Source organism: Paenibacillus sp. FSL H3-0310 (assembly GCF_038002785.1).
Lineage (GTDB): Bacteria > Bacillota > Bacilli > Paenibacillales > Paenibacillaceae > Paenibacillus_AQ > Paenibacillus_AQ odorifer.
Genome location: NZ_JBBODC010000001.1, coordinates 3672393 through 3696737, shown reverse-complemented (window position 1 = coordinate 3696737; position 24345 = coordinate 3672393). Strand labels below are relative to the sequence as shown.

Annotated in this window: 18 protein-coding genes; 9 read left to right on the top strand and 9 right to left on the bottom strand. The window is 43.6% G+C overall.

What is annotated here, in order from left to right:
- Positions 1-133: 133 nt before the first annotated feature.
- Both thiD and MHH63_RS16845 read right to left on the bottom strand, forming a co-directional pair.
- On the bottom strand, positions 134-946 hold the full coding sequence (gene thiD / locus MHH63_RS16850; RefSeq protein ID WP_038570000.1) for a bifunctional hydroxymethylpyrimidine kinase/phosphomethylpyrimidine kinase: 813 nt from the start codon (positions 944-946) through the stop codon (positions 134-136).
- Between the two features lie 131 nt (positions 947-1077).
- Positions 1078-1959 (bottom strand): DUF4850 domain-containing protein, encoded by an 882-nt coding sequence (locus MHH63_RS16845; protein ID WP_076303047.1) that lies wholly within the window; start codon positions 1957-1959, stop codon positions 1078-1080.
- A gap of 181 nt (positions 1960-2140) precedes the next feature.
- Here MHH63_RS16845 and MHH63_RS16840 point away from each other — a divergent pair, with 181 nt between their 5' ends.
- Positions 2141-3235 (top strand): glycosyltransferase family 2 protein, encoded by a 1095-nt coding sequence (locus tag MHH63_RS16840; protein ID WP_076303046.1) that lies wholly within the window; start codon positions 2141-2143, stop codon positions 3233-3235.
- Positions 3236-5166: 1931 nt separating this feature from the next.
- On the opposite strand, the gene MHH63_RS16835 is transcribed toward MHH63_RS16840, so the two are convergent.
- Together MHH63_RS16835 and MHH63_RS16830 are read right to left on the bottom strand one after the other, a co-directional pair.
- Positions 5167-6777: a response regulator transcription factor gene (locus tag MHH63_RS16835; protein WP_076193819.1), complete on the bottom strand. Its 1611-nt coding sequence runs from the start codon at positions 6775-6777 to the stop codon at positions 5167-5169.
- Between the two features lie 14 nt (positions 6778-6791).
- Complete coding sequence (locus tag MHH63_RS16830; protein WP_076303045.1) at positions 6792-8516, bottom strand: cache domain-containing sensor histidine kinase; 1725 nt, start codon at positions 8514-8516, stop codon at positions 6792-6794.
- 256 nt (positions 8517-8772) lie between these two features.
- On the opposite strand from MHH63_RS16830, the gene MHH63_RS16825 reads away from it, so the two are divergent.
- The 5 genes from MHH63_RS16825 to MHH63_RS16805 all read left to right on the top strand — a co-directional run bounded on the left by MHH63_RS16825 (position 8773) and on the right by MHH63_RS16805 (position 16417).
- On the top strand, positions 8773-10377 hold the full coding sequence (locus MHH63_RS16825; protein WP_076130367.1) for an extracellular solute-binding protein: 1605 nt from the start codon (positions 8773-8775) through the stop codon (positions 10375-10377).
- Positions 10378-10459: 82 nt separating this feature from the next.
- On the top strand, positions 10460-11383 hold the full coding sequence (locus MHH63_RS16820; protein ID WP_076130366.1) for an ABC transporter permease: 924 nt from the start codon (positions 10460-10462) through the stop codon (positions 11381-11383).
- A 17-nt stretch (positions 11384-11400) separates the two neighbouring features.
- Positions 11401-12324 (top strand): carbohydrate ABC transporter permease, encoded by a 924-nt coding sequence (locus MHH63_RS16815; RefSeq protein ID WP_076130365.1) that lies wholly within the window; start codon positions 11401-11403, stop codon positions 12322-12324.
- 48 nt (positions 12325-12372) lie between these two features.
- A complete protein-coding gene (locus MHH63_RS16810) occupies positions 12373-13977 on the top strand; it encodes an extracellular solute-binding protein (RefSeq protein WP_076303044.1) in 1605 nt (534 codons plus the stop codon).
- A gap of 34 nt (positions 13978-14011) precedes the next feature.
- The gene (locus MHH63_RS16805; protein WP_081383456.1) at positions 14012-16417 is read left to right on the top strand and encodes a TIM-barrel domain-containing protein; all 2406 of its coding nucleotides are present in this window, start codon (positions 14012-14014) and stop codon (positions 16415-16417) included.
- A gap of 89 nt (positions 16418-16506) precedes the next feature.
- On the opposite strand, the gene MHH63_RS16800 is transcribed toward MHH63_RS16805, so the two are convergent.
- The gene (locus tag MHH63_RS16800) at positions 16507-17850 is read right to left on the bottom strand and encodes a glycoside hydrolase family 30 protein (RefSeq protein ID WP_076130363.1); all 1344 of its coding nucleotides are present in this window, start codon (positions 17848-17850) and stop codon (positions 16507-16509) included.
- Between the two features lie 133 nt (positions 17851-17983).
- On the opposite strand from MHH63_RS16800, the gene MHH63_RS16795 reads away from it, so the two are divergent.
- Positions 17984-18778, top strand: coding sequence for an AraC family transcriptional regulator (locus MHH63_RS16795; protein ID WP_076130362.1), 795 nt, complete (start codon positions 17984-17986; stop codon positions 18776-18778).
- Positions 18779-18851: 73 nt separating this feature from the next.
- Here MHH63_RS16795 and MHH63_RS16790 read toward each other — a convergent pair whose 3' ends face one another.
- Positions 18852-19820, bottom strand: coding sequence for a glycoside hydrolase family 43 protein (locus MHH63_RS16790; protein ID WP_076130361.1), 969 nt, complete (start codon positions 19818-19820; stop codon positions 18852-18854).
- A gap of 157 nt (positions 19821-19977) precedes the next feature.
- Positions 19978-21006, bottom strand: coding sequence for a glycosyltransferase family 4 protein (locus MHH63_RS16785; RefSeq protein WP_341171814.1), 1029 nt, complete (start codon positions 21004-21006; stop codon positions 19978-19980).
- 141 nt (positions 21007-21147) lie between these two features.
- On the opposite strand from MHH63_RS16785, the gene MHH63_RS16780 reads away from it, so the two are divergent.
- On the top strand, positions 21148-21384 hold the full coding sequence (locus MHH63_RS16780; protein WP_076303043.1) for a DUF1572 family protein: 237 nt from the start codon (positions 21148-21150) through the stop codon (positions 21382-21384).
- A gap of 63 nt (positions 21385-21447) precedes the next feature.
- On the opposite strand, the gene MHH63_RS16775 is transcribed toward MHH63_RS16780, so the two are convergent.
- Positions 21448-22248 carry a sugar phosphate isomerase/epimerase family protein gene (locus MHH63_RS16775; protein ID WP_256721092.1) on the bottom strand — a complete coding sequence of 267 codons (801 nt, stop codon included), beginning with the start codon at positions 22246-22248 and terminating at the stop codon, positions 21448-21450.
- Positions 22249-22450: 202 nt separating this feature from the next.
- Positions 22451-23251, bottom strand: a complete 801-nt coding sequence (locus MHH63_RS16770; RefSeq protein ID WP_341171813.1) for an alpha/beta hydrolase — start codon at positions 23249-23251, stop codon at positions 22451-22453.
- 381 nt (positions 23252-23632) lie between these two features.
- On the opposite strand from MHH63_RS16770, the gene MHH63_RS16765 reads away from it, so the two are divergent.
- Positions 23633-24133 carry a GNAT family N-acetyltransferase gene (locus tag MHH63_RS16765; RefSeq protein WP_248548008.1) on the top strand — a complete coding sequence of 167 codons (501 nt, stop codon included), beginning with the start codon at positions 23633-23635 and terminating at the stop codon, positions 24131-24133.
- The last annotated feature ends 212 nt before the right edge of the window (positions 24134-24345 follow it).

Sequence of the window (24345 nt, the reverse complement as noted above, 5' to 3'; positions counted from 1 at the left end):
TAAAAAATCAATGTTCGGTAAGCAAAGTTTTGAATTTACGGATTTTCAATAATAGTAAATAAAAATGGCAGTCCAGAGCTGAAGTTCAGCGTCTGGACTGCCATTTATTTTTTGTGTAATTGGATTGCGAGTTCTAACGTTCTAAACGGTAACCACCGTGAAATACAGGACCCACATATTCATTAAACGCAAATCCATTACGAATGGCTGCGGAGACAAAATCTTTAGCTTTTGCAACAGCTTCATGAACCGTTAAGCCATTAGCTAGACCGCCTGTAATTGCTGCGGCAAAAGTACATCCAGCTCCATGATTGTGAGCGGGTTCGATTTTGGCTGTTTGGAATACAGTGTACTCAGAACCGTCGAAGAAGATATCAATCGCTTGATCGCCGCCGAGTGCTTTGCCGCCTTTAACCACGACATTACGTGCACCGAGCTTATGAATCAGACGGGCAGCTTCTTTCATTTCCTCAAGGGTAGTAAGTTTGCCAAGACCTGAAAGAACACCTGCTTCAAACAAGTTTGGGGTGACCACAGTTGCTAGTGGTAGCAATAAGTCACGAATAGCCTCAGCGCTGTCAGGGTTCAAGACTTCATCTTCACCCTTGCACACCATAACTGGATCAATAACTACATTAGTCTGAAGATTTTCTTTGATCGCTTGCTCTGCAACGCGCACAATTTCAACACTTCCAAGCATACCTGTCTTCATGGCATTAACCGGGCCACCAGCGAAAATAGTTTTTAACTGCTCAGCAACAATGGAGGCATCAATTGGATAAACATTATGGTGCCAGCCGTTGTCCGGGTCCATAGTAACGATAGTGGTCAAGGCACTAAAGCCGTAGGTACCATACTCTTCAAATGTTTTTAGATCCGCTTGGATGCCTGCGCCACCACTGGAGTCGCTGCCTGCAATAGTTAGAGTTTTAATAATTTGAGTCATGGTTACGTCCCCTTTATATATGTCTGAATTCATAAACAACGCATTGCATTGATTATAACAAAAAATAGCACCTACGTCTTTCTAAAAGCAAGAGCAAGGTTGAAAATACCTTCCTCTAAAAATTCCCACCCTTAGTCCAGCTTCTCTGCGTTTGGGTCAGCAATGAAGAGCGGTCCATGATTATCTGTAAAGAATTTCATGAGGGTCTCCACTACTTCCTGCTGTGGGGATGTCTGAGCTTGATGTATTCCGATACTGCGGAATAAATAACCCCATTCTCCCTTATCGTAATAGGCAGCACCCTCATCCTGATAGCCATTCGCGTCTGCTTGAAGCGTATATCTGACCGTTCTTGCTTCAGCTCCTGCAGTACCTAAAATATGCTGCTCGCTAAACTTAAGCGGATTATTAATGGTAAATCCCAGCGCGTCAGCCCATTCGGCTTTTTCCGGGAAATAAGCTCCGATTGCAGTAATGGCACAGCCTATACAAGTCCAAGCCGTATCTGAATAGTTCATGTTTTGTTCCGGATGGTTCGGATCCTGAAAGGTAACTCCATAAGAACCGTTAGCGCCGACAACCGCGGTAGCCTGCCATCCGGCAGGAGCGAGTAGAAGATAACCTCCACCGATATCAGGACGGTAGACCAGGGTTGCTTCTACTTGGTTTTTCATGTCTTGAGATAAAGCAAAGGTCATTTCAGGTATGGGGGGGATTTCTGTATTTACATATTCGTCACCACTATCAATATTTAGCTGCGCGAGCGTAGTGTGCAGTGGAATGATGACCTGCCCATTATCGGGATCACTGCTAGGAAATTCGAGCATTTCTTGAGTGGAGCTGGGTTTGTTATCTGCTTCATTATTAGTTTGTGCGTTGGTGGATGTGGGTGGTGTGGTAGGTGTACCCCAGTCGAGCCCTTTATATCCAATCAGCAGCACTAGTACAATTACGACGCACAATATTGAAGTTAAGATCCAGCCGTTTCTAACTCCTCTTCGTTTGGATTTCATATATGTTGTACCTCCTTTGATCTTACTTATATAGACCTAAGAATGGAGTGGAAAGTTTCTTAAATAACCTTTATATTTCTGAAGTTCTTCATGATCGGGCGGGATAGAGTGGGAGTCCGTTTCTTAAACCCTGCATATCAATATAGAAAGAATTTCAAACAAAGCGTGTAGGAGGGCGAGTATGGTTACGATTAGTTTATGTATGATAGTGCGAAATGAAGAAAAAAGCTTGCACCGATGTTTGTCTACCATTGCAAGTCTCGTAGATGAAATTGTTATCGTGGATACAGGCTCGACGGATAAAACAAAAGAGATTGCGTTGTCCTTCGGAGCTGTAATTTATGATTTTGAATGGATTGATAATTTTAGTGCCGCACGTAATTTTGCCTTTAGCAAAGCTACTCAGGAGTACATTTTGTGGCTTGATGCGGATGATTATATAAAGGAAGAGGATCAGATTCTTTTTAAAAAACTAAAAGAAATCCTGCCCGGACATATTCACAGTGTGAACATGCAATATAATCTGGCTTTTGACGAAGCGGGAAATGTCACAGCTAGTTTACGCCGCAACAGGCTGGTTCGGCGCAGCTGCAACTTTCAATGGATTGGGCCTGTTCATGAGTATTTAGAGGTAAGTGGTCCTTCTTTTAGTAGTGATGTCTGCATCACACATGAGAAAGATAAGGAATACACAGATCGTAATTTGCGGATTTATCAAAAACGAGTTGCACAGGGTGAAGTATTTTCGCCGAGAGACCAGTATTATTATGCGAATGAATTAAGGGATCATGCTATAAATGAAGAGGCTTGCAAATACTATGAGATTTTCTTAGCGGGTGGGCAGGGCTGGATTGAAGATAATTTCCAGGCTTGCCTAAAGCTTGCCGAATGCCGGGAACGGTTGGGGGATAAAGACGGTGCATTTGAAGCGTTATGTAAAACCTTGCAGTATGATAAACCACGGTCAGAGTTCTGTTGCCGACTGGGGGCACTTCTGCTGGAAAAAGGCCAGTTGCATCCAGCCGCATACTGGTATGAGCTAGCGATTCAGCTACCGCGGGATAACGATTCGATGGGGATGAAGAATGGGATCTTTTATACCTGGCTGCCGCATCTTCAATTGGCACTTTGTTATGATCGTCTCGGCCAACACGAGAAGGCGAATCATCACAATGAAATGGCGTTGAGTTTTTATCCATCCCATCCTAGTATGTTATACAATCGCACCTATTTCAAAAATCTGCTTGGCGATAAATATGTAGCGCTCCAGGTTTAATTTAGTAAAAGAGATGCCCCAGCCGTTCTGATTATGACTGCTGGGGCATTAATGCGTTTTTGGAGCTTGCAAGATTACTGGCAGTGGGGAACCTTCCCGTGATCCCCGGCAAGATTCGCGGATTTGCTCCAGATTTCCGCGTAGGAAGCAGCTATCGGACCCAGCTGACCTTAAACGTTGCTTTATGCCACATTTGGAATTCTAACGGACTCCATAGTCGCTATTGACCTGAAACACACTCGATTTGGAGCAATATCTCAGGAATAGCTGCACTGGAGTCCGAAACTGTGCTCAAAAGGCGATAAATGGGCAAATAGCGTCATCTGAGTCCGGAAGCACCTGAGGCGAGAGTGGGGCGGGTGGTTACTGGCGGAGTTGCGCTGTCCCCTTGATCTCCGGCAATCTTCGCTGATTGGCTCCAGATTTCCGCGTACGAAGTAGCTATCGGACTCAGCCGACCTTAAACGCTGCTATATGGCACATTTGGAATTCTAACGGACCGCATAGTCGCTATTGGCATGAAACACACTCGATTTGGAGCAATATCTCAGGAATAGTTGCACTGGAGTCCGAAACTGTGCTCAAAAGGCGATAAATGAGCAAATAGCGTCATCTGGGTCCGGAAGCACCTGAGGCGAGAGTGGGGCGGGTGGTTACTGGTTGTAAGAGTAAGCTCGGCGTAAATGACTCCGGTAGTGTAGGAGAAAAGGCGTGGCGGATGATTACCGGGTGTAAGAGTGAAGCGCATAGTTACTGGTGGGGTCTTGGTCTTTTCCCGTGATCCCCGGCAAGCTTCGCGGATTTGCTCCAGATTTCCGCGTAGGAAGCAGCTATCGGACCCAGCTGACCTTAAACGTTGCTTTATGCCACATTTGGAATTCTAACGGACCGCATAGTCGCTATTGACCATAAACACACTCGATTTGGAGCAATATCTCAGGAATAGCTGCACTGGAGTCCGAAACTGTGCTCAAAAGGCGATAAATGGGCAAATAGCGTCATCTGAGTCCGGAAGCACCTGAGGCGAGAGTGGGGCGGGTGGTTACTGGTTGTAAGAGTAAGCTCGGCGTAAATGACTCCGGTAGTGTAGGAGAAAAGGCGTGGCGGACGATTACCGGGTGTAAGAGTAAGGTAAGAGGTGTAAGATTCCCGGTAGCGTAGGAGTAAAGGTGCGGTGGATGATTACTGTGTGCAAGAGTGAAGCGGATAGTTACTGGCGGAGTTGCGCTGTCCCCTTGATCCCCGGCAAGCTACGCTAATTAGCTCCAGATTTCCGCGTAGGAAGTAGCTATCGGACCCAGCTGACCTTAAACGTTGCTTTATGGCACATTTGGAATTCTAACGGACCGCATAGTCGCTATTGACCTGAAACACACTCGATTTGGAGCAATATCTCATGAATAGCTGCACTGGAGTCCGAAACTGTGCTCAAAAGGCGATAAATGGGCAAATAGCGTCATCTGGGTCCGAAAGCATCAGAGGGGAGAGAGTGAAGCGGATAGTTACTGGCGGAGTTGTGCTGTCCCCTTGATCCCCGGCAAGCTTCGCTAATTGGCTCCAGATTTCCGCGTACGAAGTAGCTATCGGACCCAGCTGACCTTAAACGCTGCTATATGGCACATTTGGAATTCTAACGGACTGCATAGTCGCTATTGACCTGAAACACACTCGATTTGGAGCAATATCTCAGGAATAGCTGCACTGGAGTCCGAAACTGTGCTCAAAAGGCGATAAATGGGCAAATAGCGTCATCTGGGTCCGGAAGCATCAGAGGAGCGAGGGTGGGGCGGGTGCTTACTGGATATAAGAGTAATGTTCGGCGTAAATGACGCCCGCAGCGTAGGAGTAAAGGTAGACAGTAATTAATATTCAGAAGATATCCCAAAGAGGGTAACCCAGCATCCATGAACTAGATGCTGGGTTACCCTCTTTTAGTAAGCTGGATTGTATTGTTGTTCCTTTTTATAATCGTTTGGAGGGAGACCTACCTCTTGTTTGAAAAGCTTGGAGAAATAGGAGTAGTTGCTATAGCCGACTTTGTTCGCGACGGTATATACAGACATATTTGTGGTTTCTAATAGATGTTTCGCAGCAGCGATTCGGACGTGGATGACGTAACTGCCTAATGAAACCCCAGTTTCTCGTTTGAATATCCTCGCCAGGTAATCAGGATTGAGATAAACAATTTCAGCCAAATCATTTCGGGTCAGATCATCGCCGTAATGTGAATGAATGTATTGTTTGATTTCTTCTGCGACGGACTTAGGCTGGGCAGCAAAGTCACGATATTTCATGGCTGTAGTGACAAGGTATTTAAGATATTCTTCCATATCCTCGATTGAATCCAAAGAGTGCATAGATAATTTATCATTAGTTTTGCCAGAGTATAATTTGTGCGATCGTATCCCTTTCAGATTGAGAAATGAATAGACTAGCTGAACTACATCTAAACGGAACAAGCTAAGGACAGAGGTCTCAAGTGTTCTATTGTTAAGCATGACCTTTAAATATTGTGTAACTTCTTCAAGAAAAGCAGTGAATTTATTCTGGTTCAGCAGCTCTTCCAAATAGGCAAGATCCGGTGGTGTATAGCCCGGTTTATTTTGCTGCAGATAAGCCTCCACCAAAAAGGTCTGATTTCTGCATCTCGTAATTTCTTCATCCATAGTCAGGGATTGTTTTAGAACATTCCCTACATTACTCAGTTTATCGTATAAGCCAATATTGCAGCAGACATCACATTTTAAATAAGGATTCGCCTTTTGAATAAAAGAAGAACATAATGCTTCAAGCCGTTGCGTGTCTGGTGCCTGGTTCCATTTTAAAATGGCGATCCAGTTATAATCTCTATATTCCAGAATGCTTTCGATGGTAAAACAAGGGTGCTGAAACAATTCGTACAATACATTTAGCAGGGCAAAATCAAACAGATCCTTTTCTTCTTTTCCCATGCTGCCATTGTAAGGGAATAAGTTAAATATCAAAGGCTGTAGAGTATCGCTCATTTGATAGGAGAGGTTTTGTTCTTCAATGGCATGTGTGATGTCTGCCAACTTAATCGGAAATGATGTACTGCCACTGACTAGCTTCCGCCAAAAATGCTCAAGAATCTTCGCCTGATTTTTTTGCCAAAAGTAACCGCCCTGAATGGCTTTTTCGTTTTTTTGCTGCTCTTTTGCTTGGGTGACCGCCTTTTGGATGATCAACATCAGCTTGTCAAATTCAATGGGTTTGAGGAAATATTCAAAGCTCTGCAATTCGATTGCTTTCTGCGCATAGTTGAAATCTGCATAATTGGTAAGAAGAATAGTCTGAATACTATAATTTCCCTCGCGAATCCATGCCAGTAATTCCAGTCCGCTGCCCTGCGGCATTTCAATATCTGAAATCAGAATTTGAACAGAATGCTTTTCTATTATTTCACGTGCTTGAGCGACATTATTAGCCGTATAAACGGTATCAATGTGGAGTGATTCCCAATCTATTTTCTTTTGCAATGCGGCAATAACATAAAAGTCATCATCAACAAGCAGTACATTCATAGTTTGCTCTCCATTCATTTAGATTTATCAGGAAGTTTCGGAAGATATAAGATTACACTAGCGCCGCCGCCCTCCAAATTGGAGAAGGTGACGGTTGCTCTTTTTAAATATAGGTACTCTAGTCTTTTAAGCGTATTCATAATGCCGATTTGCGTACCTTTACTTTGATCTAAGGGCTCTCCAAGATTAAGTTTCTCTAACACCTGAGGTGGAAAACCGGGACCGGTATCGGTGAGCTGGATAACGAGCATTTCTTCTTCCTGCTCCATCTGTAATCGTTGTACTGTAAGTCTGATCTCGGCTTCATGTTCGCGTGAAATCGCATATTTAATTGAATTTTCGATAAAGGTTTGCAGCACTAACGGTGGAATTTCCACACTGCCTGCCTGATCCTCTTGTTCGATGTAATAAATAAATGCGTCCTGATAACGTTGCTTTTGAATCTCCAAGTAGGTTCGGACATGCTCGATTTCATCCTCTAACCGGACAAAATTCTCGCCATTCTGAAAAATGTAACGGAAATACTTAGAGGTAGACAACGTCATATTTTCAATTTCTTTATACATATGAATTTGCGCCATGCTATAGATGCTAGTCAGACAGTTTAAGAAAAAGTGTGGTTTAATCTGTAGCTTCATATAGTCCAGCTGTATTCTCTGTTTCTCCAGTTCCTGCTCGTACATAGCGATTTTAAAGGTTTTGATTTGTTCAACCAAGCCTTTAAACTGAGTGTTTGCTTGTTCCAGCTCTATAATCTCACTGCTTTTGAAATCTGCGGGTTGCCCAGACTCATTAATGAAAGCAAGGTTATCGGAGAAGCTTTGAATCGGACCTAACACTCTTTTTTTGAAAAAGAGCAGAACAATGCATAACGTGGAGGTCACAATGAAGAACAATAACATAATAAGCAGCTGGGCCATCATGATTTTTTCGAATATGCCATATTTAATGACCATTTTGGTGCTGAAGGTGGTGTCTGAGAATGCGCTGTTGATGGTTGTACGCGATTGCAAAAGATTAGCGAATCCCCCATTTTCCGTTATTAACGTTCCGCTATTGGAGATCGGACTGGTTAAAGGCTGTTCATTCTCATCTACTAGAGAAACATAACCATTGGCGCCAAGATTAATTTGGCGTAGCGGCCGGATCAGATTATCTGCGGAGATCAGTCCAATTAAATAACGATTGTAATAGGGCACGATATTAATTACATAATAATGGTTGTTCACAAGAATAGGCGTCCATTTGGAATAAAACTTCTCATACATCTCCTTATCATCAATATAAGAAATAATCTTCTTTTTCAGCTCCCTGTAATCCGTATAGCTTACGCTGATCGGTGCACAATTCAAAAAATAGGTCTCATTTTTCAAATAGTAGAAGAAGTTATACTCATGCCCGTAGTTTTTTTGCAGCTCGGTAAAGCGTTTGAACAGATTATCATTTGCCTTTAAGAACTCGATACTGTTGACCCCGTAAGTATTCATCGTTAGTAAGCTCTCATCGTTCCCAAGCGTCCAGCCCATATAGTGATTAATGTAGGCAAAATCATGATTAATACGATTGATGTAAAGCGCCGCAGTATCCTGCAAATTCCGAGTGGACTGCTGCTTAACGATGGAAATGGAAGCGATGCTGATTCCTAAATCCAGAATAAGGACTGTGAATGAAACCAACATCATGACTTTTATATAATGGCGAATGGGGTAGGTTTTATGTTTCGCTGTTTTTTTGATCATAAAGTCATTATAAAACCTCTGCGTGAAAAAAACATAAGAACTCGCTAGTGATTTCCCTCAAAGTCCGGATAGCACATACAGAAGTCGGGATACTGTTATTAAATCTCCCCAAGTAGAGCATTTAGCTTTTGTATTTTTTGTAAGCGAATTCAAAGGTCTGGATAACCGTCTTAATGTGTCCGGAATACGAAAAAATAAGAAGTTATTATAAAGCTATTCAGATGCATTTTGATAAATTGAAATGGGGGATTAAGAGATGAGTCAACACAGTAAGAAAAAAACTGCAAAGAAATGGACTGTGGGTCTGCTGGCGGCTGCGATGGTATTTGGAATTGCTGGCTGCGGCGGTAACAACGGGAATAATGCAGCGACAAATGAAACGAGCAGCTATAACAAAGAAGGTCTGCCGATTGTGAATGAGCCTGTGACACTTAAAGTGCTGACTGTCCGTTGGGGGAGTATGGGGGACACCTTTACGCAAAACCAATGGCTGAAGGATCTGGAGAAAAATACGAATGTCAAAATCGATTGGCAAGTAATGTCCTCCAATGACTGGGGTGAGCAGAAGTCGATTATGCTGGCAAGTGGCACGCTTCCGGATATCGTTTTGGGAGATCAAACCTTTGGGGATGCCGATATCGTAAATAATCTGAGCTTTTTCCGGCCGCTTGATGATTATATCGAGCAAAATATGCCTAATCTCAAAGCAGCTATGGAAGAAACCCCAGAAATGAAAAAAATCAGCACATTTCCTGACGGGAAAATCTACTCCCTGCCAACAAGACTTCCTGCACGTCCAAAAAGCTCACGTCAGCCTGTGATTAACAAGACCTGGCTGGACAAATTGGGCTTGAAGGTGCCTGAAACGATTGATGAGCTTTATAACGTGCTCAAAGCTTTTAAAGAACAAGATCCGAATGGGAATGGAAAACAAGATGAGATTCCTTTTATTGAAATTGGTAATGACTTGATTAGTCCTTTCGGAATTGCCGATTTAAATAACAATAATATGATCATCAAGGACGGAAAAGCGATATATTTCCCTATTTCGGAGGAGTTCAAAGAAGGTCTCAAATGGGAAAATAAATTGTATGCGGAAGGCTTGCTAGATAAAGAGGTATTCACTCAGGACGATACGATGAGATCGGCTAAGTTCCAGAATCCGGATGCTCCAATCGTAGGCTTTACGTACCAATGGACTCCAGACGCCGTGTTTGGGAAATGGAGCGATCAATATGTGACGATTCCACCGATTGCCGGACCAGATGGTAAACGTTATACGATCGGGAATCCGATTGGGATGAATCTTAACCGTAATGAGCTGCTGATCACCACGTCCTGCAAATATCCTGAGGTTGCCGCACGTTGGGCAGATCAGTTCTATACTGACGAAGCGAGCATTCAGAATTTCTGGGGTGCGATTGGAACGGTTATTAAGAAAAACGATGATAGCACTTATACATTGATGGATCCACCAGCTGGAACCAGCGCAGATGCTTGGTATTGGGATCAATCGCTACGTGATTTTGGACCGAAATATGTGAGCCCATCCTTTGAATCGAAAATTGTCCTGAACCCTGAAAGTGGAGATGGACTGAAGCTGCAGCTGGATAAGCTGGGCAGTGAATATGTAACCACACCTTTCCCTAACGTAATGTACACTTCTGAGGAGTTCGAGGAGCTGCCAACCTTGACTACGGATATCGACAGCTATGTGAATACTATGCGGGCGCAATTTATTAGCAAAGGCGGAATTGACGAGGGCTGGGATGCTTATGTGAGCAAGCTTAATAAAATGGGACTTGAAAAGTTAGTTAAGATTCGCACGGATGCTTACAGCCGTTATATGAACGTGAAATAACCTATTCGTCTTTCGAAAAAGGTGCTGCCCTGCAGGATAGCTGTGGGGTAGTATTCTCTATTTTAAATAAGGAGGGGATGTCATGAAATCTAGTCCACTTCATTTCGGGCGGAAATTCGGACAAATCAAACAAAATTGGGGTCTCTATCTATTGCTTTTTCCTGCTGTAGTTCTGACGTTATTATTCGCGTACAAGCCAATGTACGGGGTGCTGATTGCTTTCAAGGATTATAGCCCGGCGTTGGGAATTGGAGGCAGCCCTTGGGCTGGATTCAAGTACTTCGAGAAATTTTTTCATTCCTATCAATTTTCATCAACGATTAAAAACACATTGATCATCAGTGTGTACAGTCTGATTACCTTTCCGATTCCAATTATACTGGCGCTGATGGTTAACCAGATGAGACCTAACCGGTTCAGACGTTTTTTCCAGACGGTGTCCTATATGCCGCACTTTATCTCCACAGTAGTAATGGTGGGTTTAATGATGATTTTGTTCTCACCTAGCACCGGACTGCTGGGCAATATATATAGTCTTTTTGGAAAAGAGGCTCCTGATCTGATTGGCTCCGCTGGATTATTCAGCAGTGTATATGTTTGGTCGGATGTGTGGCAGCATGTCGGCTGGGACAGCATTATCTTTATCGCTGCGCTCTCCGCAGTTGATCCTAGCTTGTACGAGGCGGCAACCGTAGACGGAGCAAGCCGGATGCATAAAATTCGTTATATCGATATTCCGATGCTGATGCCAACAGCGATAACCTTGCTTATTTTGCGGGTCGGTGGATTGCTTGGGGTTGGGTTTGAAAAAGTGTACTTAATGCAAAATGACTTGAACATCACTTCAAGCGAAATTCTTTCTACTTATGTCTACAAAATTGGCTTGCTCAGCAGTCAATACAGCTTTTCCTCGGCGATCAACCTGTTTAACACCGTTATTAATTTTATTTTATTGATCATGGTCAATCAGATTTCTAAAAAACTAAGCGAAAATAGCTTGTGGTAGAAGGGAGGAGAATTGAAATGGGAGGTTTAGAGACAGTTACTAAAGGGAATGTGGGGAAAATAAAGAAGAATCGTTCTTCGGATACTATAATGGAAATAGTGATGTATGTTATATCAGCAATTTTTCTAGTTATCTTAATCTATCCGCTGTATTTTATCGTCATTGCTTCGTTCAGTGATCCTTCCGCGGTGGCGGGGGGGCAGGTTTGGTTATTTCCTAAAGGGTTCACCTTCGATGGTTACAAAGAGCTGCTGCGTCATGAAAATATTTGGATCGGTTACTGGAATACCATCATGTATACGGTGGTAGGGACCGCAATCGGTTTAATTGTAAATATTTCTGCGGCCTATGCGTTGTCCAGAAAGGATCTTGTGGGGCGAAAATATCTTTCCCTGTTTTTCATCTTTACGATGTTTTTTAATGGGGGGTTAATTCCGACTTTTCTAACGATCCGTGATTTCCATCTGTACGACACATTTCTGGTGATGGTACTGCCTTTCTCCGTTGGGGTGTTTAACATTATCGTTGCCCGCACCTTTTTTCAGTCGAGTATTCCGGGAGATTTATGGGAAGCTGCACAGATCGATGGTTGTGGAAATCTTCGATATTTTGTACAGATCGTTTTGCCACTATCGAAGGCGATTATTGCCGTGCTGGGTCTATGGATCGCCGTTGGTTACTGGAATTCATATTTTAATGCCTTGATCTATTTGAAAAATCCTAATATGTATCCTTTGCAGCTGATTCTGCGAAATATTCTGATCACCAATCAGATGCAATCGGGGATGGGAACCGGGGAAGCTGCGCAAATCGCACTACGACTCGCCAATATGATGCGGTATTCTGTTATTATCGTGGCAACGGTTCCGATCATGTGTGTGTACCCCTTTGTACAAAAATACTTTAACCAAGGGGTAATGATCGGCGCAGTGAAGGAATAGTACATTCGGCTATTCTACTAACATTCATTCGTAAGGAGCAAGAACGTTATGAAAAAGCAACAAAAAAACAGGATATATAGAACAATCACCGTCATTCTTTTAGTGACAACGTTGCTTGCTAGCCTTACTGCCTGTAAAGGGAGCAATAGGGTTAATTCTGTTGAACCTGAGACGGGCGAATTTAACAAAGAAGGATTGCCGATAGTGGATAAGCCTGTGACGCTGAAAGTACTCACTGTCCGGTGGGTAAGCATGGGAGATTCTTTTACCGAGAATCAATGGCTCAAGGATTTGGAGAAGAACACGAATGTCAAAATCGAGTGGCAGGTGATGTCCTCCAATGATTGGAGTGAACGGAAGTCTATTATGCTGGCCAGCGGCACACTACCAGATATCATTTTAGGGAGTCAGACCTTTGGAGATGCGGATATCGTCAATAATTTAAGCTTATTTCGGCCGTTAGATGATTATATTGAGCAAAACATGCCTAATCTCAAAGCAGCTATGGAAGAAACACCGGAAATGAAAAAAATCAGCACCTTTCCTGACGGGAAAATCTACTCGCTGCCTGCAAGATTACCCTCACGTCCTAAAAGCTCACGTCAGCCTGTGATTAATAAAACCTGGCTGGACAAATTGGGTTTGAAGGTACCGGATACGATAGACGATCTTTATAACGTGCTAAAAGCATTCAAAGAACAAGATCCGAATGGAAACGGAAAACAGGATGAGATTCCTTTTATCGAATTAAGTAATGATCTAATCAGTCCCTTCGGAATTGCAGATTTGAATAATAACTTCATGGTGGTCAAGGACGGAAATGCGGTTTATTACCCGATTTCAGAGGAATACAAAGAAGGGCTCAAATGGGAGAGCAAATTGTTTAAAGACGGATTACTTGATAAAGAAGTATTCACTCAAGACGAAACGATGAGATCGGCAAAGTTTCTAAATCCGGATGCCCCAATCGTAGGCTTCTCTTATCAGTGGACGCCAGACGCTATGTTTGGCAAATGGAGTGATCAATATGTGACCATTCCGCCAATTGCTGGACCAGACGGGAAGCGCTACACCGTTGGGAACCCGTATGGGATGAATCTGGAACGCAACGAGCTGTTGATCACCACATCCTGCAAGTATCCAGAAATTGCAGCACGCTGGGCGGATCAGTTCTATACCAATGAAGCCAGCATTCAGAATTTCTGGGGTGCCATTGGAACGGTGATTAAGAAAAATGACAACGGTACGTATACATTGATGGACCCTCCAACCGGCACCAGTGCGGATGCTTGGTATTGGGAACAGTCACTCCGGGATTTTGGGCCGAAATATGTAAGCCCAGCTTTTGAAAAGACCATCTTTCTAAATCCTAAAACCGGAGATGGACTGAAGCTACAACTCGATAAGCTGGGAAGTGACTACACAACACCACCTTTCCCCAACGTAATGTACACTGCAGAAGAGTTTCAGGAGCTGCCGACCTTGACCACCGATATTGATAGTTACGTCAATACAATGCGTGCTCAATTTATAATCTCAGGTGTTATTGACGAGCAGTGGGATGACTATGTGAAGCAGCTACGGGGGATGGGCCTCGAAAAGATGGTGAAAATTCGGACAGATGCTTTCAGCCGTTATATGGGCGTTGAATAACAAGAAATGAGGTTTTTACTTGATGGGAAATATAATGAAAGAGCCAACCCCTTTGGCGGCCCAATTAAAGCTGCATTCTGAACCAGGCAGTAATGCTGACGCGATTATTCAGGGGGAGTGCTATCGGTTCACTGTCTTAACTCCGGAGCTTATCCGGATGGAATATAGTGAGGAAGGTTTTTTCGAAGATCGGGCGTCGCAGACCGTTGTGAATCGCAATTTCCCGGTTCCAGAGTTCCGCGTAATGGATCTGGGGAATAAACTTGAGTTGATTACGGAGCGCCTGCATTTAACTTATGACAAGCAGCCTTTCTCCCGGCATGGTCTCAATGTTCGGGTGAGAAACGAAGCGGGTCACCTAATGAGTGTCTGGAATTATGGAGATACAGTCCAAGATTTGGGAGGGACTGCACGTACCCTGGATAATGCAGATGGTGCCATTTCGCTGGAGCACGGACTACTTTCACGTGCGGGGTATACGTTAATTGATGATAGCACCTCCCTAGTACTGGAAGAGGATGGACGGGTCGAGCTACGGGCGTTGGCTGGCCTCGATGTTTATTTTTTTGGATACGGTCATGATTATTTGCACTGCTTGAAGGATTTCTATCACCTTTGCGGTCGTACGCCCCTATTGCCACGTTATGCCCTTGGCAACTGGTGGAGCCGTTATTACCGATATTCAGAAGAAGAATACAAAGCGTTAATGGAGCGGTTTGAGCTCGAGCGAATTCCGTTCTCCGTCGCTGTTATAGATATGGATTGGCATCTCGTCGATATTGATCCGCAGTACGGCAGTGGCTGGACGGGTTATACCTGGAACCGGGAACTGTTTCCGGAGCCTCAAAGATTTTTGGCATGGCTGCATGAAAAAGGCCTTCGAGTAACGCTCAACGTACATCCAGCAGACGGTGTACGGGCGTTTGAAGATCCTTATCTGGCCATTGCTGCAGAGATGGGGATGGACCCGGAAAAAGGGGATGCTGTGGAATTTGATATCACGGATCCGAATTTTTTGCGGGCATACTTTAAGTTTCTGCATCATCCGCTAGAGGATGAAGGTGTGGACTTCTGGTGGATTGATTGGCAGCAGGGTGGAGTGACTAAAGTACCGGGACTAGATCCGCTTTGGATGCTGAACCATTATCACTATCTGGATAGCGGCCGGCGCGGCAACCGGCAGATTACTTTTTCCCGTTATGCAGGTCTTGGCAGCCATCGTTATCCTGTGGGCTTCTCTGGAGATACCATTGTCACTTGGGAGTCGCTGGATTTCCAGCCATACTTCACAGCCAACGCCGCCAACGTGGGATATGGTTGGTGGAGCCATGATATCGGGGGCCATATGAATGGTTATTTAGACGATGAGTTGGCAATGCGCTGGGTGCAATTCGGTGTGTTTTCACCTATTCTGCGGTTACATAGTTCTGCTAGTGCCTTTAACAGCAAGGAGCCATGGCGATTCAATAAGATTGCGGAAGATGTGATGAAGGATTGCCTGCGCTTGCGGCATAGTTTACTTCCCTATCTGTACACTATGAATCGCTACGCCAGCCGCGATAGTCTTCCGTTAATCCGACCGATGTATTATCATCATGCGTTGTCGAATGAAGCCTATGAAGTGCCCAATGAATATTATTTCGGAACGGAACTTATTGCCTGTCCGATTACACAGCCGGTCAACCCAAAGGTAGGCGTTGCCGAATTTAAGGCTTGGTTACCTGAAGGGATTTGGATAGATTTTTTTAACGGAAGAGTGTACGACGGTGGCAGAAAGCTTTCTCTTTATCGCAATCTTGAGAATATCCCTGTATTAGCTAAAGCGGGTGCTATTGTGCCCATGGCAGATCTGACGCAATTTACCTCTTCAGTGGATAATCCGAGGCATATGGAGGTCCGTGTATTTGCGGGAGGAAGGGGTCATTTTCATCTCTGGGAGGATGAGGGCGATACTGCGGAGGATCAGGACGATCAATGGTGTGATACAGAAATGATCCTGGAAATGGGGGATAGAGCGAGCTTCAAGATCCTCTCTGCTAAGGGAAATACAAAGGTTGTGCCTGAGCGGAGATCGTGGAAGCTGTCCTTTGTTGGTTTTGCTGATACGAAGGTACAGGTATTCGCTGGCGGCACAGAAATCGAAGCAAACATGGACTATGATGAGGCTACACATACGCTTACGATCATGATTTCGGATCAAGCGGTAGAGCATTCATTGGAGGTAACGTTCACAGATGCCCGGATTGCGGTGAATTCGGTAGATGATGAGGTGTTCAGCCTTCTGAACCGTGCGCAAATTCTTTTCCAATTGAAAGAACAAATTTACCATGTAGTCAAAGCAGCAGTAACGCCGATGGCAGCCCTGGCTTCTCTTGCCTCGTTGGATCTTGAACATACACTGTATGGAGCGTTATGCGAAATACTGTCGGCAAGACTTTAAGCACTATTTCATTGAATTTAATAAAAAAGGAGGTTCTCTCTGTGCGCTGGCATAAAGAGAACCTTTTTTTTATTAGGAATGAACCGCTGCTACTTAATTAGCAGGGTTTGAATGGCATGAGCCGGAATCATGTTCTCAGCCAGTTCGTCATGGAAGCGCAGGGTGAATGGAAGCTCTTGCTCTGTGCGATTCATAACGATAACAGCAATAGTGCCATCAGGGTTGCGGAAAGCTGTTGTTTCAAGCTTATCTGTATATTTGGAGAAACCAATGCGTTTAGCACCCGGACGAATATATTTACTGAAGTGCCCGATGTAATAGAAAGAGCTCTCAAAAGTAATTTCATCGTTTTTGGTATCTCCGATAATTGGAGCGTCACAGTAATTTCCTACATGATTAGGTCCACCTTGCTCATCCAAGACAATGTTCCAGTCTGTCCAGCTCGACATCCAGTTGTTCAGATTGCCAATGATATCATGTCCGTAACGTTCACCGGTGTTCCATGAGCCGAGATGAACGCCACCTTCTTGGCAGCCTTCGCTGAAGAACAGCTTTTTATCTGGGAAACGATCATGTACAGCAGAGAGGGCTTCGAAGTGATCACCGGAATACCAATGGAAGCAGATTCCCCATATGTATTTGGACGCTGCTTGATCTTCAAAAGCAACCTTAGCACGGTCATATACCCGTTCTTTGTTATGATCCCAGATCATAACTTTTACATGGCCCAAGCCCGCTTGTTCCAGAGCAGGTCCCAAGTAGTCACGCACAAAATCCTTTTCTTCTTCAGCGGTATACAGGCAGGAATCCCATCTTTGTACAGCTTTGGCTTCATTCTGAACACTGACAGCCCAGATATCAATCCCTTCTGCAGCGTACGCCTCAATATATTTAACGAACATGTTAGCCCAAGCCTCACGATATTCAGGCTTAAGAGCTCCGCCTCCGTTCATTTGCCCGTTTGTCTTCATGAACGCTGGAGGACTCCATGGGGAAGAGAACAGACGAAAATCTTCACCTACTGCTGCGGCAGCATTTTTTATGAGGGGGATAATTGATTCGTGATCTCTGGAAATATCGAATGAACGTAGCTCCGCATCGCCTTCCTCTACATAAGCATAGTTGCCCAGTGAGAAGTCGCAGCTTTGGATGTGTGAGCGGCAAAGGGTGTATCCGATGCCGTGCTCAGGATGAAAATAAGCGTCAATGATTTCTTTTTGTTTAGCTTCACTAAGTTTAGCGATAGTAACGGCAGAGGACTCCGTAAGGGCTCCACCAAAGCCTTCAATTTCTTGATACTCCAGATCATCATAGATATTGATTAGCTCTGATTCGACTCCTGACGTATCGGGAAGGAAAATCAGAGGGTCCTTTTCTGTTAAACGATCCGTGGTTTCTTTAGCGGTTTGAATGACGCGAATAGTTTTACTCATAATGGTTGATAACCTCCTACATATGAATTCTGTCTTTATTATAGAAGGAGATTCACTGCACTTTGAAGAAACTATATGGCTAAGAACCTCAACAATCTGGTCATTGATTACTATAGAAAGAGGAGCAAATGCGATGGAAACAAACAGCGTTCAAATTAGTTTGTGTGGATTTATCCGCCATACTCAGCCTTTTCGGCAACTATATCGCAGTGGGTTGGATACCTATATCATCAGGCTGCAAGCCGAAGGGGAATGTGAAGTCCTCATTGATGGAGAAATGACTACCGTAGTACCTGGGGATCTACTATTATTTAAGCCCTATGATATATATGATCTGAGAATCGGTGAAAAGAAAAGTCCTCTGGGACATAGTGTGGACTATTTTGTAATGTGTACAGGGGAATGGGTGGACCACTGGTGGAACCTGCGTGAGCGACCCAAAAAGGTAAGAATTGCGGATGATGGTAAGCTGCAAAGTATATGGCAACAGCTTGATCTGGAGAATAGAAGACTAGACGGGGGTAGCCCTGAAATACTAGAAGCGCTATTTAAAGCTTTATGTTTGCTGTTAGATCGGGCTATGGAAGAGGCACCTGCATCATCTTCGGCTTCACTTCTACACGGACTTAAGATGAAGAGTTATGTGGAGGAGCATGCTACTTCAGAGATCAGACTAAAGGACGTAGCCGCTCATGCTGGAATTAGTGTGACAAGGGCCGTGCATGTATTCAAAATCCAATTCGGTTATTCTATTATGCAATATGCGGGGCAAATCCGGCTTGCGATGGCACTGAGATTAATGGACAATACCAATTACACCTTAGAGCGTATAGCAGAGGAGACGGGGTTTGGAAGTTATACCTATTTTCACAGGGTGTTTCGGGAGCGTTATGGTGTCTCGCCAGGTATTTATCGAAAGAGAGAGTAGAAGGTTTAGCAGTAAAAAGAAGCTGCCCCATAAATCACAGAATAGGGCTTAGGGGCAACTCCTCGATTAGACGTTAATTATAGTAAGGCCAGCCAGCAGAATCCCATTCGAGATCACTGATTAACAATTTGGGTGCGCCATTCTCAGCGACACTGTAAGCATGGCGGACGATAACGTTGGTTCCGTATATATCTTGTCCACCAGGACCCGCCCAAAAACTGTTGCCGCTATCGATGACCGTAGCCCCGCCATTTTTCATATCGGTACCGTCCTTTGCATAGAAAGGCCCCAGTACGCTGGTTGAGCGTCCCACTGCAATTTTATAGGTGCTGTTTACGCCTGAGCAGCATTGGCCAATGGATACGAATAGATAATAATATCCAGTATTTGGATTGTAAACCATGCTGGAACCTTCAATCCCCCCGGATTTAGTGGCAATGCGATACGAGTTGCCCGTTGGCTTCATGGTTGTTTTGTTGATGGAGGTAATGTAAATCCCGTTGCTCCAGGAACCGAAGGTCATCCATAGGTTTCCGTTAGCATCTGCCGTAATGTTAGGATCAATGGCGTTATAATTGGAGGCGTCATTTGATGAGATAACGACACCTTGGTCCGTCCATTTTCCCCCGGAGATCGATTTAGTAGTTACTAAACCAATAGCAGACACTCTTGAGCCGAATGTGGAGATAGAATAATAGAGGTAATAGGTACCGTTATAGTAGAAAATTTCTGGAGCCCATACATCTAGCCCTTCTTGATTGGGAACGTAAGAGCTCCACCAGGAGGGTTTCGAGTTATAAATCGGAAGGGAGCGAATATAGTTCGTTCCATCGTTTGAAAACATCACTTGGAGACCTGATCCCGTGCTGAATACCCAATGTGTGTTTCCCTCTTTGATATATGAAGGGTCGTGTACATTGGTATCTCCAGTCAGATTCCAGGTTGCTGCATAAGCTTGCGATCCTGCTGAAAAAACAGTTGTAAAAAGCATTAAAAAAGACAACAATAACAACCGATAACCTTGCCTACCTTTTTTCGCCATATTCCTTCTCCTTTTAGTTTAGATTTCCCTAAAGTGTTTCATTATTTTGCAATTGATAACGCTTACATAATATCTTGTATTATTTCTCTAGTCAATGATTCTTTTGGATCAATAAAAAAGCAAATCTCGGCCACCGGAGACTTGCTTTTTTATATTTTTATAATAAATCTGTGATCGCTTGTTCAAATAATCTGACACTATTTTCCCAAGTCCATTTGCGCGAATATCTTTCCCCCTGCTCCGCTAATTTAGTTCTTAAGTTGGGATCACGTATTAAGCGGATGACATCTTCACCGAGCCGGTTCTCATATCGATAAGAGAGCAAACAGTTTTTCTTGTGATGGGCGTATTCCATATTCCCACCCGAATATACACAGACTAACGCTGCTCCACAACGCATGGCCTCAAGTCCCGGTAAAGAGCCTGTATCAAAAATACTTGAGCTAACAAAAATATCCGCACCGTTATAGTGATAGCAGAGCTCCTCATCATTTGCTGGCGTAAAGAACCGATATTTGCCAGTAGCTTTCATTCTTTGGAGAATTTCTGAGGTGTTGAACTCGTCAGGCGGACTGATGAAGTTAATATTTACATCGGGATATTGGCTTTTTACGTAATCCAGCTGTTCTATAAGATAATCTTGCTCACGGTGCCAGGAGAAACCTCGTTCTGTTTTTCTTAATATAGCTGTTATGTTTAAAGGCTCTTGAAGACTGTGACGGATATTCATATTTTTAAAAGAGGAGCTAATGCCAATGGGCACGATACTGCCGGTGATACCATGATTTAAACGGATCAGCTCCTGCTGCCAACGTGATAAAACGATTAGATGCTCAGTGATGTGATAGGAGGGGAAGGAGCGTCCGTTATCCGGTAAAAAAGGTGGCTCATAACATAAAGATAAACGTACATGAACCCCTTTTCCTAGTTGGCTTGCTGCTTGGGCGATGGGGACAGTTGTATAATAATTAGAAACAATGACGTCTCCGGGAGGAAAGTCATGCTCGTGAATATTCATATGTGAGGAGCGGATTACGTTTGCGCGCACATCATAAGAAATAGCGCCATCCACAGGCAAAAGGAGATTGACCTGATGACCCAAGTCTGTCAGCCCATTGGTGAGCTCTACTAGCATACGTTGTGCTCCGCCATGAGATAAGGTCAGAATAGGGAATGTGAATCGCATTGATAATCCCGTCCCTTCCAAGTTAGAGCTATAATATGAAAAAATATGATTCAATCGTTCCTTTTTTTATTTTATTCAGCTCCTATAGAAAAGTACCATTTATCAAGTTTATAAACAAAAGGAGAAGGAAGAGGGGGGAGTATGAGGGAAGAAAGCCGTTCGGTGGTGGGCAATTTGACGAAGGCTGATCTAGAACGGGAGGTCACCATTAGTTTCCCTGAGGGGGCTGGAATGGAGAATTATACTTGGAGTATTCAAAAGATTATGATCGGAGCGGCAGAGCATTATTCCTATCATACAGGTCAAATCGTATATGCCTCTAAATTGCTGCAGAAAGAGGATGATCATCTGCTCAATAACTGGAAGCATTATTTTTGAGCATAGATAAAGCTGGGGATAGATGCGCAGCTGCTGCTAACACCTATCCTCAGAAATGGATTTTTATTGTGTTATAGGTGCAAGCTTCTTCAGTAAAGCAACGGTTTCATTAACCTCCAGATCCTTGATATCTTCTAATGACACATCGATCATTGGCTTATATACTTGGAGTTTGCGCAGGAAAGCCTCGGTATGGAATACTCCGCTGCCTGCTTTTCCGTGGTATGCTTTTTCACCATCTTGATAGATATCTTTTAAATGCGCCAGAATGATACGGTCGCCGAATAATCTGAAGGAATCATCGACAATTTGATCCTGCAAATGCGCAGCCGTGCCAATAAAATTACAAGGGTCCAATACAACACCTATACAGCTTGATGGGACTTCATCTAAGATGCGGCGCATCTTGTCTGGTGTAGAAAGTGTATGTGTGCAGACCCCTTCTAGTCCTAGAAAAACGCCCCATTTTTCAGCTTCCTCTGCAAGTTCTTCTACAGTTGCCCTTAACGTATCCCAGCCGATAGCTTCGTAATGGATCGGATCTTGTGCTTGAAAAGTAGTCAGCGCACCTGTTTCTGTTGCCACCATAGGTGCGCCGAATTGGCGGGCATAACGAAGATGCTCTTTAAAACGATTGATCTCAGCTCTCCGGATGACAGGATCCGGATGAACAGGGTTGATGTAACAGCCCAAAACACCGATACGTATTCCTGCTTTGTCAAATTGTTCGCCAATATAGCTGGCAAGACCTGGACTTAGTTTACCGGTAGAAGTGTCGATGTCCTGAATGGCTTTGGATAATGCAAGCTGAACAAAATCGATATCATAATTCTGAAGGGTTGCAGTTAACGACTTGAGCGGCAAGCAGCCAAATGTGTGGGCCAGAGTTCCGTATCTGATGAGTAACCTCTCCTTTAATAGAGTAAGTATGAGTAATAACCTTCATAATAGTAACGCTTTCATAAGGATGCAATTGATTTATCATTATCGCGGGTCAGGAAATTGATGATTTCAGTGTTGACTCTATCCGGTTGCTCATGATTAATGCCGTGTCCCGCACGGGGGATCACTTGGTAATGAAACTTTCCATCCTCAAAATATCTATGAAGTCCTTTGATTGTTTTAACGCGTGTTCTCCTACTAAAAAATAAAGCTTATCTCTGACGGCAACTGCGGCGTTTTTATCATATTTTTGAAGCTTATGAACAAACATAGCTTGCTGATTATGAGCTCGCATTAAAAGAATTAGATGAGCAGCTACTTCTGGGTGATTGTCAAATAAAGGGGAGTCAGGCGCACTTAACTTCTTCAGCACTTTCAGTAAATTGCGATCCGTGGGAATCAGAATCTCTGGGAACATCATCATTAGCGTTTGCAGCATGGCTTTGATGGGTGTGGTGACCATTCCGCCTTCCAAACAAATCACACGGTTCACTTTGTCCGGTTGCTTGGTTGCATAATTAAAAGCAATATAGGCTCCATTTGACACCCCTGCAATATTAAAGATGTCTATGCTCAGATGTTTGGCTATTTCATTAATCCATTCCACCTGCTCAAACTTTTGTTTATTAAAGTGCGCATTAGGAATACTTTTTCCGGGTCCGCCCAGAGTATCAATAGCAACGCAGTAAAAATGCCGCGATAATTCCTCGATGTTAAGGAGCCACATGACCGCCGAGTTATCACCAACGCCATGAAACAGAAATAAAGGGGGATTACTCTTTTGCCCGGTAAGGATACAATGCGTCAGCCCATATGTGGTTGGGAGATCGAGCTCTTCAAGAGGAATAGGCCACTGATCAACTAGCTGTTGGTAGGATTGCCACACTCGTTCTTGCACCTTGGCATTTTTAAAGCTATTTACCATCACAAACCTCCTTAGTGAAAATACAACATCTGTATCTTATTCCAATAAGTATACTACGAGAGTGGGGAAGGAGGAGCGCGCAATAGGAACATTCCTGTGAAAAGAGGGGTGCAGACCAGATAAGTGTATTTCATACAACTAAATTGCTACTTTACTCTTACTACGGTGATATAGATGTACTTCGTACAACTATTTCTCTCGTATTTAGCTGATTCAGCTAAATTGGGCGAATTTAATTGCACAAAGTACACTTAACACATTAGGCGTGAGCATTGAAGTTCATTTTAGTTGTAGAATGTGCAATTAAATAATGCATGCCGGTCTCTTTTGCGGTAAATTTTGATAGGGAAGTTATTAATAACGTTCTAGGTGGGGATGATTATGCTCGTTGAGCTAAAGGAAGCTAGTGTTTCAGATGGACGCGATATTTTTGAGCTGATTGTGGAGATAGGTCCGGGGGAAAATGGATTCGTCAATAACGGATTTGATCTGGCTTACAGTCAATTTCCTGATTTCATCCAGGATCGGATAGCACTTTCACAAGGTGATAATCTTCCACCACAGTATGTAGCACAAACCAACTACTGGCTACTGATTGACGCTTATCCCGTTGGTGTCGGAAAACTAAGACATTCCTTAAATGATCAATTGAGGAAGTCAGGTGGACACATCGGTTATAGTATCAGACCCAGTGAAAGAGGAAAGGGTTATGGCACGATTTTTTTGGCAGAGCTGTTAAAAAAAGCTGCGGACATGGGGATTGATAAGGTCATGCTGACTTGTGAGCCGGACAATATATCTTCGAGAAAGGTTATTGAGGCGAACAAAGGAATACTACATGGCATTGAGAATGAAAAATGTAACTACTGGATCACCCTTTAAGCTGGTGTGAAAAATAGGGGAGGAGTTGCCAAGAGGCAGCTCTTTTTTGTTATTCGCGATGTTATTGTAGTTCATCCAATAGAGATTCGTCTAAAATGTGAAAAAAATTTAAAATTTTGTTGAAAGCGCTCTATTCAAACACAAACAAATAGTTTAAAATCAAAACAAACAAAAATAAACAAAAAAACAAACATTCAAAAACGGAGGTATTC

Coding starts and splice junctions, on each gene's coding strand:
- MHH63_RS16840 (WP_076303046.1), top strand. CDS start 2,141: ATGGTTACGATTAGTTTATGTATGATAGTGCGAAATGAAGAAAAAAGC.
- MHH63_RS16800 (WP_076130363.1), bottom strand. CDS start 17,850: ATGAGTAAAACTATTCGCGTCATTCAAACCGCTAAAGAAACCACGGAT.
- MHH63_RS16795 (WP_076130362.1), top strand. CDS start 17,984: ATGGAAACAAACAGCGTTCAAATTAGTTTGTGTGGATTTATCCGCCAT.
- MHH63_RS16790 (WP_076130361.1), bottom strand. CDS start 19,820: ATGGCGAAAAAAGGTAGGCAAGGTTATCGGTTGTTATTGTTGTCTTTT.
- MHH63_RS16815 (WP_076130365.1), top strand. CDS start 11,401: ATGGGAGGTTTAGAGACAGTTACTAAAGGGAATGTGGGGAAAATAAAG.
- MHH63_RS16785 (WP_341171814.1), bottom strand. CDS start 21,006: ATGCGATTCACATTCCCTATTCTGACCTTATCTCATGGCGGAGCACAA.
- MHH63_RS16845 (WP_076303047.1), bottom strand. CDS start 1,959: ATGAAATCCAAACGAAGAGGAGTTAGAAACGGCTGGATCTTAACTTCA.
- MHH63_RS16825 (WP_076130367.1), top strand. CDS start 8,773: ATGAGTCAACACAGTAAGAAAAAAACTGCAAAGAAATGGACTGTGGGT.
- MHH63_RS16835 (WP_076193819.1), bottom strand. CDS start 6,777: ATGAATGTACTGCTTGTTGATGATGACTTTTATGTTATTGCCGCATTG.
- MHH63_RS16810 (WP_076303044.1), top strand. CDS start 12,373: ATGAAAAAGCAACAAAAAAACAGGATATATAGAACAATCACCGTCATT.
- MHH63_RS16780 (WP_076303043.1), top strand. CDS start 21,148: ATGAGGGAAGAAAGCCGTTCGGTGGTGGGCAATTTGACGAAGGCTGAT.
- MHH63_RS16765 (WP_248548008.1), top strand. CDS start 23,633: ATGCTCGTTGAGCTAAAGGAAGCTAGTGTTTCAGATGGACGCGATATT.
- MHH63_RS16805 (WP_081383456.1), top strand. CDS start 14,012: ATGAAAGAGCCAACCCCTTTGGCGGCCCAATTAAAGCTGCATTCTGAA.
- thiD (WP_038570000.1), bottom strand. CDS start 946: ATGACTCAAATTATTAAAACTCTAACTATTGCAGGCAGCGACTCCAGT.
- MHH63_RS16820 (WP_076130366.1), top strand. CDS start 10,460: ATGAAATCTAGTCCACTTCATTTCGGGCGGAAATTCGGACAAATCAAA.
- MHH63_RS16830 (WP_076303045.1), bottom strand. CDS start 8,516: ATGATCAAAAAAACAGCGAAACATAAAACCTACCCCATTCGCCATTAT.
- MHH63_RS16770 (WP_341171813.1), bottom strand. CDS start 23,251: ATGGTAAATAGCTTTAAAAATGCCAAGGTGCAAGAACGAGTGTGGCAA.